Raw genomic sequence first — 11296 nt, forward strand, 5'->3', positions numbered from 1 at the left:
CCCTCTCTCCTCCTCTGACATGTGAAAGTCTTCACGAAGTGTGGTCAGACCACAAGAGGAGGAGGGGTGGCGTCGATCACGCCACCCCGGCGGCTACCCCAGCCGCCCCCACAGGAACGTCCAGTGCGTCGCCGCCATGTGGGCCGCCTGCGCATTGTTCGCCGCGCCGCCGTGACCGCCCTCGATGTTCTCGTAGTAGGTCACGTCCTTGCCCGCCTCGAGCATGAGCGCGGCCAGCTTGCGGGCGTGGCCCGGGTGCACGCGGTCGTCCTTCGTGGACGTCGTGAACAGCACGGGCGGGTAGTCCCCGTCCGCCGCGAACAGGTGGTACGGCGAGAACGCCCTGATGAACTCCCAGTCGTCCGTGTCAGGGTCGCCGTACTCGGCCATCCACGACGCCCCGGCCAGCAGGTGCGAGTACCGCTTCATGTCGAGCAGCGGCACGCCCACGATCACGGCGCCGAACAGGTCCGGGTACTGCGTCAGCATGTTCCCGGCCAGCAGCCCGCCGTTGGACCGGCCCTCCATCCCGAGCCGCTCCGGCACGGTGATGCCGCGGGCGACGAGGTCGCGCGCCACCGCGGCGAAGTCCTCGTACGCGCGGTGGCGCCGCTCCCGCAGCGCTGCCTGGTGCCAGGACGGCCCGTACTCGCCGCCGCCGCGGATGTTCGCCACCGCGTACACCCCGCCGCGCGCCAGCCACGCGCGCCCCACGGTGCCCGAGTAGCCCGGCAGGATCGCGTGCTCGAACCCGCCGTAGCCCCACAGCAGGGTGGGCGCGGGACCGCCCTCGCCCGACACGAGGTCCGCCCGGCCGACGACGAAGTACGGGACGCGCGTGCCGTCGTCGGACACCGTGAAGTGCTGGCGGGCCACCAGGCCCTCCGCGTCGAAGTAGGCCGGGGCCTGCTTGAGTACCTCGGGCGCGGCCTGCCGGCCCTCGGGGCCGGTCACGGTGACGCGTGCCAGGGTGGACGGCGTCAGGTAGCCGGTGGTCACCACCCAGACGTCGTCGCTGTCGACCGGGTCGACGGCGCCGACGCCCACCGTGAGCAGCTCGCCGCCCAGCGGGAGCTCGCTGCGCGCCCACTCCCCCGCGCCCGACGCAGGCGGGGTCAGCACGTGCAGCTGGTTCTTCACGTCGTCCAGGACGTTGACCACCAGGTGGTGGCGCGTCCAGGTGGCCCCGGCGAGCGAGGTCGTCGCCGTCGGCTCGAACAGGACCGCGAGGTCGCGGGAGCCGGCCAGGAACTCGTCGAACGCGGCGGCGAGGAGCGAGCCGGCGGCGAAGGTGCGGCCGTCGACGGTCCAGTCGTCACGCAGCTCGACCAGCATCCACTCGCGGTGCAGGCCCACCTCCGCGGAGTCCGGGACGTCGATCTTGGTGAGCGTCTGCTCGGGCGTGCCCGGCGCCGTCGCCAGGTACGTCTCGCTGCGGTAGAACGCGATGGCGCGGGAGACGAGGTCGCGCTCGAAGCCCGGCGTGCGGGAGCGGCGGGCGCTGATGTACATGTCCTCGTCCGTGCCCTCGTAGACCGGGGCGGCCTCCTCGACCGGGGTGCCCCGGTGCCAGAGCCGCACCGTGCGGGGGTAGCCCGCGGGGGTCAGGGTGCCCGGGCCCAGGTCCGTGAAGACGTAGACCGAGTCCTCGTCGGCCCACGAGAGGCCGCCCTTGGCCTGCTCGCGGCGGAAGCCGCCCTCGGCAGGCTCCACGAACCGCTTCTCGACGAGGTCGAACTCGCGGGTCACGTCGCTGTCCGAGCCGCCCGGGCTCAGCTCCACGAGCGCCCGCCGGAACGGCTCGCCGGCCGCCAGCCGCTCCGGCGTCGGGCGCAGCACGCTCGCGCCGTGCCACACCCACGAGTTGCCCTCGGCCTCCGCGACGGCGTCGAGGTCCAGGACCGTCTCCCACTCGGGGGACTCGGTGCGGTACGACTCCGGCGTGGTGCGCCGCCACAGGCCACGCTCGTGCCGGGCGTCCTGCCAGAAGTTGTAGTAGTGGCCGCCGACCTCGGACACGTGCGGGATCTTGGCCTCCGAGTCGAGGACCTCGCGGACCTCGTCCTCGATCGCGGCGAAGAGGTCGCCGCCGAGCGCGGCGGCGCTCTCGGCGTTGCGGTCGCGGACCCAGGCGAGGGACTGCGCGCCCTCGACCTCCTCGAGCCAGGTGAACGGGTCGGGAGCGGCGGGGTCGATCGGGGTGGCGATCTGGGCGGGCTCAGCACTCATGCGCAGCACCCTACGCGGCGTGGCAGGCGGTCCCGGCCGTGGTGGCCGCCCGGGGCTGCCGTGGCCACCCCGGCCGCCCCGGGCCCCGTGCGGCGCCGGCTCAGGCGCTGGCGCGCTCCGCGAGGGCCTCCGCGACGCGACCCAGGTTCGCGAGCTCGGCGCGGTGCTCGTCCACCGAGGCGAGCCTGCGCCGGTGCGCGCCGAGCAGCGTCACGGCGTCGAGGCCGGCGGCCGGCAGCCCGACCCGCCGCCACGGCACGCCCACCAGGTCGACCAGCTCGCCCAGCGCGGGTCCGGCGCACTGCGAGACCCGGACGGGCGGCAGCCCCGCCCAGAGCCCCGTGCCGCGCTCCGTGGCGCGGGCCAGGAGCTCCCACGCCCGCTCGTTCCAGCCGTCCGGGGCCAAGGCGGCGACGTCGAGGCCGATGGCGTCCGCTCCCGCGAGCACCACCGGCGGCACGCCCACCCACGTGGCGCCGAGGTGCACCACGGAACGCGCGCCGACGTCCCGGACGGCCGCGATCACCGGCTCGAGGCCGGCCACGATGTCGGGGCCCTGCACCTCGCGCAGGCGGCTGAACCCGGAGAACGTCGGCAGTACACCGGCGTGGACCTGGCCGAGGAGCGGCTCCGAGAGCTGGACCACGACGTCGGCCCCCGGGACCTGCTCCCGCAGGTCGGCGACGTGCGTGCGGATCCCTTCCGCGAGCGCCAGCGCGAGGGCGCGGCGCGCGCCCTTGTCGGCCAGGACGCGGTCGCCGCGCGCCGACCACAGCTCGGCGGCCAGGGTCCAGGGGCCGGTGAGCTCGACGGTGAGCGGGCCCACGTAGCCGTAGGCGGCGATGGCGAGGGCGCCGAGGTCGTCGACGCGGAACGCGTCGGCCCGCCGCTCGTCCAGACCGGGGTTGTCGGTGAGCTTCCAGCCGTGCGGGCCGAGCTCCACGGGCATCTCGTCGAGCAGAGCGGCGGTGCGCCCCAGCAGGTCGGCGCCGGGGCCGCGCGCGGGCAGCTGGACGACGAACGGGATCGCGTCCACGCCGGTCGGCACGTCCGCGAGGTCCCCGAGCACCATCTGCTGCGCCTCGAGCACGTCCCGCTCGCCGCCGGGCCATGGCCCGTGCCCGCTGACTGCCGTCATGCTGTGCTCCCTCGTCGATGGCCACCCCTCGCCGAGATAGTACGTCCGTCCGACGGGGTCACTACCTCGGCGGGCTCTTCGTGCCGAGATAGTGACCCCGTCGGACGACGTGACTACCTCGGCAGGGGGTTAGGCGGGGTCGCGGTCAGCGCGAGCGCCAGGCTCCCGTCACCGTCGCCTGGCCCAGCACCCGCGTGCCGCGGTACACCACCACGGACTGGCCGGGGGCCACGCCGCGCAGCGGGTCGCCCACGAGCTGGACCTCCAGGCCCGGGGTGCCCGACGGCGGCACGGCCTCGCCCGGGTGCACCGCCTCGCCCGTAGCCCGGACCCGCGCCGGCACCGGGGCGCCGTGCGCCCGCACCTGGACCTCGCCGTCGATCCAGCCGTCGGGGCCCGCCTCCTCGGCCGGGGAGCAGAGCCAGATCGCCTTCTCGCCCGCGACCCGGTCGACGCTCAGGAGCTCGGCGGGGCCCACCACGACGGTGTTGGTCGAGACCTGCACGTCCACCACGTAGCGGGGCGCGCCGTCGGGGGCCGGACGCCCGAGCGCGAGGCCCTTGCGCTGGCCCACCGTGAAGGCGTAGGCGCCGTCGTGCTCGCCCACCACGTCGCCCGACACGTCCACCACGGTGCCGGGCCGCGACCCGAGGCGGGAGCGCAGGAAGCCGCGGGTGTCGCCGTCGGCCACGAAGCAGATGTCGTAGGAGTCGGGCTTGGCGGAGACGGACAGGCCGCGCTGGGCGGCCTCGGCGCGCACCTCGTCCTTGGACGCGAAGCCGCCGAGCGGGAACTTCGCCCGGGCCAGCCGCTCCGGCCCCATCACGGCCAGCACGTAGGACTGGTCCTTGGCGTCGTTCGGCGAGCGGTGCAGCTCGGGCGCCCCGCCCGGACCCGTGACGACCTGGGCGTAGTGGCCCGTCACGACGGCGTCGAAGCCGAGCGCGGTGGCCTTGTCGAGCAGCGCCTCGAACTTGATGTGCTCGTTGCAGCGCACGCACGGGTTGGGCGTGCGGCCTGCCTCGTACTCCGAGAGGAAGTCGGCCACGACGGTGTCCTCGAACCGCTCGGACAGGTCCCACACGTAGTAGGGGATGCCAAGCACGTCGGCGGCGCGCCGGGCGTCGCCCGCGTCCTCGATGGAGCAGCAGCCGCGTGAGCCCGTGCGGAACTGGTCGCGGTTGCGGGACAGCGCCATGTGCACGCCCACCACCTCGTGCCCGGCCTCGACTGCCAGCGCCGCCGCGACGGCCGAGTCCACGCCGCCCGACATCGCAGCCAGCACCCTCATGCCGCACCCCCCATCGCCCGGCCGGACACGAGCCCGGCTGCCTGGGCACGCGACACGACCTGCGGCAGAGCCACGGCGAGCCGCTCGACGTCGTCGGCCGTGGAGGTGGCGCCGAGCGAGAACCGCAGCGCCCCGCGGGCCTCGGCCTCGGGCACGCCCATGGCGAGCAGCACGTGCGACGGCTGCGGCACGCCCGCCTGGCAGGCCGAGCCTGTGGACGCCTGCACGCCCGCGGAGTCCAGGAGGTAGAGCAGCGAGTCGCCCTCCGCACCGGGGAAGGTGAAGTGCGCGTTGCCGGGCAGGCGGTCCTGCGGACGCACGACGGGGTCGGGCCCCCGCAGGATGGCCTCGGGCGCCGCCTCCCGGACCCGCTCCACGAGCCGGTCGCGCAGCGCCGCGAGCCGTGCCGCGCGCTCCTGGCGGCCGGCGACGGCCTCGCGCACCGCGACGGCGAACGCGGCGATCGACGGGACGTCCAGGGTGCCGGACCGCACGCCGCGCTCCTGGCCGCCGCCGTGCAGCACGGCCTCCAGCGCCAGCTCGCGCCGGGCCACCAGGGCGCCGACGCCGGTAGGCCCGCCGAGCTTGTGGCCGCTGATCGTCATGGCGTCCACGCCGGACGCCGCGAAGTCCACCTCGATCTGCCCTACCGCCTGCACCGCGTCCGTGTGGACGGGGATGCCGTAGGGCCGGGCGGCGCGCACCACCTCGCGCACGGGCTGCACGGCGCCGACCTCGTTGTTGGCCCACATCACCGAGATGAGCGCGACCTCGTCGCCGTGCTCCGCCAGCTCGGCGCGCAGGGCGTCGAGGTCGAGCACGCCGTCGCTGTCCACGGGCAGCAGCACGATCTCCGCGCCCGCGTGCCCGGCCATCCAGAACGCCGGGTCCAGCACCGCGTGGTGCTCCACCGCCGAGACGAGGATCCGGGTGCGGCGCATGTCGTGCGTGCGGCGGCCCCAGAAGATGCCCTTGATGGCGAGGTTGTCGGCCTCCGTGCCGCCGCCGGTGAAGATGACCTCGCTGGGCCGGGCGCCGACCGCCAGGGCGACCGTCTCGCGCCCCTCCTCGGCCGCGCGCCGTGCGCCGCGACCCGCGGAGTGGAGGCTCGACGCGTTGCCCGTGAGCTGCGCGTGCTCGACGAACGCCGCCAGCGCCGCCGCCGACATGGGCGTGGTCGCGGCGTGGTCGAGGTAGGCACCGGCGGGCTTGGCCGCGCCGGGCTCGGAAGGGGTCACGGTCATCAAGTCTACGAACGCCGGGGCGATGCCCGTTCATCCCGGGGCCCGGGGCGCGCCCGGGGTACGACGACGCCGGACGGGTCGCCTCGTGCGGAGGCGACACGTCCGACGTCGGTCAGCTCAGGCGCGCCGGGTCACGCCCCGCGCGGGAACGGCGACGGGCCGGGGCCCTGCCACACGCCGGGCTTCGGCGCGTTGGCGGTCTTGAAGACCTGGACGGTCGACGGGCGCGGGCCGCGGAACGCACCCGCGGGGACCGGCTCGCCCGCGGCCAGGTAGTCCGGGAAGTACGACGTCGGAGCGGCGTAGGAACCGTCGTCGCCCGGGTGCTGCACGTTGACGTAGACCATGCCGTCGACGGCGTCGATCAGCGGGCCGCAGGTCTCGGCGTTGGCCGGCACCGACAGGAACTGCTGCACGTGGCCGCGCTCGGAGCCGGTCAGCGGCACCTTGAACAGGCCGTCGCACTTCTGGATCGACGACGGCTGGCCGTCGGTGGAGATCCAGAGGTTGCCCTCCGAGTCGAACGCGAGGTTGTCCGGGCAGGAGATCGGCGAGACCTTGTCGGCCGGGTAGCCCGCGAAGTAGGTGGTGCTGTTGACCGCCGGGTTGCCCGCCACGATCAGCAGGTTCCACGTGAAGGTGGTGGCGAGCTGGTCGTCGCCGTCCTCGATCATCTCGACCACGTGGCCGTCGCGGTTGGTGTTGCGGGGGTTGGCCTCGTCGGCCGCGCCGCGCGAGCCGCCGCGCGAGGAGTTGTTGGTGCACGCCACGTAGATGCGGCCCGTGATCGGGTTGGGCTCCACGTCCTCCGGACGGTCCATCTTGGTGGCGCCCACGGCGTCGCCCGCGAGGCGGGTGAAGACGAGGACCTCCTCGAGGGACATGCCGGGGACCTGGGACACGCCGTCCTTGACGAGCGCGATCCACTCGCCGGTGCCGTCGAACGCGCCGTCGGCCGGGAGCGCACCGGAGCCGTCGATCTCGCCCGCACTGTTGCCGTGGAACTTCGCCACGTAGAGGTCACCCTCCGACAGCAGCGTCTTGTTGTGGGCGCGGGCCGCGGCGCTGTTGCCCTCGCGCATGGTGCCCGAGGAGACGAACTTGTAGACGTAGTCGAAGACCTCGTCGTCGCCCATGTAGGCCACCGCGTGCTTGTCCTTCGACAGGATGACGTTGGCGCCCTCGTGCTTCATGCGGCCCATCGCGGTGTGCTTCACCGGAGCGGCCGACGGGTCGTACGGGTCGAGCTCCACGATCCAGCCGAACCGGCGGCTCTCGTTCTCGTAACCCGGGTTGTTGCCGTCGAAGCGCGGCTCGTCCTGCTCCCAGCCGTAACCCGTGGCGGAGTTGCGCAGGCCGTAGCGGGCGTCACGCGGGTCCTTGCCGTTGACCCGGATGTAGCCGTTGAAGTTCTCCTCGCCCGACACCACGGTGCCCCACGGCGTGGTGCCGCCGGCGCAGTTGTTGAGCGTGCCGAGCACACGCGTCCCGGTGGGGTCCGCGACCGTCTGCAGCAGGTGCGAGCCGGCGGCAGGGCCGTCGATCACGAACTCGGTGCCCATGTGGAGGCGGCGGTTCAGGGGGCTGATCCGCTCGTACGACCACGGCCGGCCCGGGCCCTCGCGGCGGACCTCGACGACGGACATGCCGTGCGCGGCGCGCTCGATCGCACGCTTCGTCGGCGCGTCGTACGACGCGTCGAACATGATGCCGGGGTTGGTGTACTCGTGGTTGCTGACGAGCAGACCCCGCTTGCCGCGGCCCGGGCCCTTGCCCGACTGCCAGCCACGGACCTGGCAGTGCGCCGGGTCCTCGGGGAGGATGTCCAGGTAGTCCACGTTGTAGCCGAACTGCAGCGCCTGCTGCTCCGGCGACTGGGTGCGGGGGTCGAACGCGCGGCCGCCCGGGAGGATCGGGTCGCCCCAGCGGATGATCGGGCTCCAGGAATAGCCCTCGGGGACCACGAACGCGTCGGTCACGGCGGGCTGCGAGGCGATCGGGCCGAACGCAAGGCCCTTGCCTGCACGGGGGCGGGCGGCGGCGGGGGCAGCGGTGCCCACCTGCGCGACGATCACCACGGCGGCCGCGGCGGCGCCGATGCCACCCAGCATCGCGCGGCGGGAGAGCGCGGCGCCGGCCACATCACGGAAGTACTCGTTGGCGGACTGGTTGGACGCGGGGTGCGAGCACGCGTCGGCACACTTCAGGCGGCACGTCACTGGGCTGCGCTTGCCCCGGGCGTAGGGCACCAGGCCAAGCAGCTGGCGCGATTCGGGTGCGATCGTCATCGGAGGACTCCGGTTCTGGCATGGGGGGCCGTAGGACGCTGCCGACGCTAGGAGCGGGCGATGACCTCGCGACGAAAGGCCCGGTACGCCCAGGTGAACACCGGGTGACCGGGAGGCGCTGGTTGTGTGGAAACGTTCGCGCAGCGCACGCCGGGGCGCGTCAGGCGGGGCGCGTCAGGCAGAGCGCGTCAGGCGGGGCGGAGGGCGCGCACGGTGACGTCGCGCCAGCCCTCGGCGGCCAGCAGCGTCGCGGCGCCGCGCGAGCGCAGCCCCCGCTCGCACACCACGACCACAGGCGCGTCCAGGGGGTGCGCCAGCAGCTCGGCCGGCAGGTCACCCGCCGCGAGGTCCTCCAGCCGCGCGTGCACGGCCCCGGGCACCGCGCCGGGCACGAGCCCGACGTCGAGCAGGAGCGCCGGCCCGGCCACCCCCGGGCCGACGACGGACGGGTCGCCCGGGTGCACCGGGTCACCGAGGGCGCGGGCGGGCTCGGCGGGCGCGGTGGCCGCGACGGCGGGCGACGGCGGGGTCATCGGCACCACCGGCGCCAGCTCGATCGTGTCCCAGCCCGAGGTGCGCGCGTCGTAGACGAGGACCCGGCCGAGGGCGACGTCGCCCGTGCCGGTCAGCAGCTTCACGGCCTCGACCGCCATGGTGGCACCCACGACCCCGCACGCCGGGCCGAGCACGCCCGCGGTCGCGCAGGACTCGCCCTCCTCGGGCTGCGGCCCGAAGACGTCGGGGTAGGTGATGGCCCGGCCGCCGGGCGCGGCCGACCACCACACGCTGACCTGCCCGTCCCAGCCCAGCACCGTCCCCCAGACGACGGGGAGGCCGAGCGCGGCGGCGGCGTCGGACACGGCGTAGCGCGTGGCGAACGTGTCGGAGCCGTCCACCACCAGGTCGTAGCCGTCGAGGATCCGCCGGGCGTTGCCCGGGTCGAGCCGCTCGCGGTGCTCCACGACCGTCTGGCGGGGGCGGAGGGCCCGCAACGACTCCGCAGCCGACGCCGTCTTGGGACGGCCCACGTCTCCCGCCCCGTGCAGCACCTGGCGCTGCAGGTTGGAGGTGTCCACGACGTCGTCGTCCAGCACGCCGAGCGTGCCGACCCCGGCCGCCGCGAGGTAGGGCAGCACCGCCGAGCCGAGCCCGCCCGCGCCGACCACGAGGACGCGGGCTCCGGCGAGGCGCGCCTGTGCCTCCGGCCCGAAGCCGTCGAGGATCAGGTGCCGTGAGGCGCGCCGCCGCTCCGCCGCGTCGAGGGCGACACGGTGCGGGACCAGGGGCGGCACGCTCACGGCACCGGTCAGGCCTTGTGGGCCCGGATGACCTCGGCGGCCTGCGGCAGCACGTCGGCCAGGTCGCCCACGACGGCGAAGTCGCTGATCTCGAAGATGGGCGCCTCGGGGTCGCTGTTCACGGCGACGATCACCTGCGCGGCCTGCATGCCGCCACGGTGGTGGGGCGCGCCGGAGATGCCCGCGCCGATGTACACGCGCGGGGCGACGGTGACGCCGGTCTGCCCGATGTACGTGTCGAACCAGCCCTCGAACACCGCGTCGCGGGACGCACCGACGGCCGCGCCGAGCGCGTCCGCGAGGTCCTCGACGGGGCCGAAGTCGCCGTGGGTGCCGCGCCCGCCGGCCACCACGACGGCCGCCTCCTCGAGCGAGGGCCGGCCGCTGGTGCGGGGCTTGACCGTGCGGGACACGAGAGTCACGGGCAGCTCGGGCACCTCGGCCGTGAAGCCCTCGACCTCGGTGCTCACCGCCGTCTCGACCGGCTGCGGCACCACGGCGTTCGAGCGGACCGTCAGCACCGCCACGTCGGTGGTGACGGCACAGGCGGTGTCCCAGGACCCGGCGAAGACGCGCTTGGTGCCGACGATCCGGCCGTCCTCGTCGTGCACGCCCGCCGCGTCGATGACGAGGCCCGCGCCGAGCGCGTGGGCCGCGAGCGCCGCGGCCTCCTTGGCGGCGAAGGACGTGGGGACGAGCACCACGTCGGCGTCCGTGCGACGGACGGCCGCCGCCAGGGCGGCGGCGACGACGGCCGGGAGGTGGCGCTCGTCGCCCCGCACGGCAGCGGGGAGCTCGGCCTGGTGCACGGTCTCGATGCCGTAGGCGCCGAGCTGGGCGAGCACCTCGACGGTGGGGGCCTCGAGCGTGACCGCCTCGGCCCGGCCGAGCGAGCGGGCGATGGTGAGCAGCTCGAGGACGCTGGTGCGGACCTCGGTGGCCGGGTCGAGCAGGACCAGGACGGTGCGGTTGGTCATGGCAGGAGCCCTTTCAGACGAGGTCGTTGCGGATGAGGAACGCGGCCAGGGCCTTGCCGCCCTCACCCTTGTCGGTGACGAGCTCGACCTCGTCGCGCGGCGGGCGCGGGGCCGCGCTCAGCGTCTCGGTGCGCGCGCCGGCCTGGCCGACGGCGTCGGGCTTCAGCGCGAGGTCGGCCGCCGACCAGGTCTCGTACTCCTTGGTGCGGGCGGCCATGATGAGCTTGAAGTTGGGGAGGCGGGGCTTGTTCGCCGTGTCGGCGACCGACAGGACCAGGGGCAGGCGGGCGGAGAGCTCCTCCGTCACGTCGTCTGCCTCGCGCGTGATGGTGACGGCGCCGTCCGCGAGGGCGACCTTCTTCGCCAGGTTGAGCGCCGGCCAGCCGAGGTGGGCGGCGAGCAGCGTGGGGACCACGGAGCCCAGGCCGTCGAGGGCGGCCATGCCGGTGATCACGAGGTCGACCGGGGCGTCGGCGTTCAGCCGCTCGACCGTGGCGGCGAGCGCCGCGGCGGTGCCGAAGTAGTCGGAGCCGGCCAGGGCGTCGTCGGACACCAGGACGCCGCGGTGGGCGCCCATCTGGAAGGCCTTGCGGAGCGCGACCGCGCCGTCGGGCCCGGCCACCGAGACGGCGACGACCTCGCCCTCCCCCGCGGCCTCGACCAGCTGGAGGGCGGCCTCGATCGCGTTCTCGTCGAGCTCGTTGATGGTGCCCTCGGCGGGCGTGCGCACGACCCGACAGTCCTGGAATCCTCGGTCGGAGGCGATGTCCGGGACGTACTTGACGGTGACGACGATGCGCATGCGGCAACCCTACCTTCGGGTCCGGGGAC

8 protein-coding genes are annotated in these 11296 nt (G+C 74.6%); all 8 read right to left on the reverse strand.

From position 1 onward, the window contains the following. Positions 1–93: 93 nt before the first annotated feature. The 8 genes from D1350_RS14395 to D1350_RS14430 all read right to left on the reverse strand — a co-directional run bounded on the left by D1350_RS14395 (position 94) and on the right by D1350_RS14430 (position 11267). Positions 94–2229 (reverse strand): prolyl oligopeptidase family serine peptidase, encoded by a 2136-nt coding sequence (locus D1350_RS14395; protein WP_125776732.1) that lies wholly within the window; start codon positions 2227–2229, stop codon positions 94–96. 100 nt (positions 2230–2329) lie between these two features. After that, on the reverse strand, positions 2330–3367 hold the full coding sequence (locus D1350_RS14400; RefSeq protein WP_125776733.1) for a uroporphyrinogen decarboxylase/cobalamine-independent methonine synthase family protein: 1038 nt from the start codon (positions 3365–3367) through the stop codon (positions 2330–2332). 145 nt (positions 3368–3512) lie between these two features. After that, complete coding sequence (gene mnmA / locus D1350_RS14405; protein ID WP_125776734.1) at positions 3513–4658, reverse strand: tRNA 2-thiouridine(34) synthase MnmA; 1146 nt, start codon at positions 4656–4658, stop codon at positions 3513–3515. Further along, the gene (locus tag D1350_RS14410; RefSeq protein WP_125776735.1) at positions 4655–5902 is read right to left on the reverse strand and encodes a cysteine desulfurase family protein; all 1248 of its coding nucleotides are present in this window, start codon (positions 5900–5902) and stop codon (positions 4655–4657) included. Before D1350_RS14410 ends, mnmA begins: the two co-directional genes overlap by 4 nt. Before the next feature lie 131 nt (positions 5903–6033). Beyond that, the gene (locus D1350_RS14415) at positions 6034–8190 is read right to left on the reverse strand and encodes a PhoX family protein (protein ID WP_125776736.1); all 2157 of its coding nucleotides are present in this window, start codon (positions 8188–8190) and stop codon (positions 6034–6036) included. A 188-nt stretch (positions 8191–8378) separates the two neighbouring features. After that, positions 8379–9488, reverse strand: coding sequence for a HesA/MoeB/ThiF family protein (locus D1350_RS14420; RefSeq protein WP_125776737.1), 1110 nt, complete (start codon positions 9486–9488; stop codon positions 8379–8381). An 8-nt stretch (positions 9489–9496) separates the two neighbouring features. Further along, on the reverse strand, positions 9497–10465 hold the full coding sequence (locus D1350_RS14425; protein WP_125776738.1) for an electron transfer flavoprotein subunit alpha/FixB family protein: 969 nt from the start codon (positions 10463–10465) through the stop codon (positions 9497–9499). A 13-nt stretch (positions 10466–10478) separates the two neighbouring features. Beyond that, a complete protein-coding gene (locus D1350_RS14430) occupies positions 10479–11267 on the reverse strand; it encodes an electron transfer flavoprotein subunit beta/FixA family protein (RefSeq protein WP_125776739.1) in 789 nt (262 codons plus the stop codon). Positions 11268–11296: the final 29 nt, after the last annotated feature.

The sequence above is a fragment of the Antribacter gilvus genome (assembly GCF_003946865.1).
GTDB lineage: Bacteria > Actinomycetota > Actinomycetes > Actinomycetales > Cellulomonadaceae > Antribacter > Antribacter gilvus.

Excerpts from the sequence above, each read along its gene's own strand:
- D1350_RS14395 (WP_125776732.1), bottom strand. The coding sequence starts at position 2,229 with ATGAGTGCTGAGCCCGCCCAGATCGCCACCCCGATCGACCCCGCCGCT.
- D1350_RS14400 (WP_125776733.1), bottom strand. The coding sequence starts at position 3,367 with ATGACGGCAGTCAGCGGGCACGGGCCATGGCCCGGCGGCGAGCGGGAC.
- mnmA (WP_125776734.1), bottom strand. The coding sequence starts at position 4,658 with ATGAGGGTGCTGGCTGCGATGTCGGGCGGCGTGGACTCGGCCGTCGCG.
- D1350_RS14410 (WP_125776735.1), bottom strand. The coding sequence starts at position 5,902 with ATGACCGTGACCCCTTCCGAGCCCGGCGCGGCCAAGCCCGCCGGTGCC.
- D1350_RS14415 (WP_125776736.1), bottom strand. The coding sequence starts at position 8,190 with ATGACGATCGCACCCGAATCGCGCCAGCTGCTTGGCCTGGTGCCCTAC.
- D1350_RS14425 (WP_125776738.1), bottom strand. The coding sequence starts at position 10,465 with ATGACCAACCGCACCGTCCTGGTCCTGCTCGACCCGGCCACCGAGGTC.
- D1350_RS14430 (WP_125776739.1), bottom strand. The coding sequence starts at position 11,267 with ATGCGCATCGTCGTCACCGTCAAGTACGTCCCGGACATCGCCTCCGAC.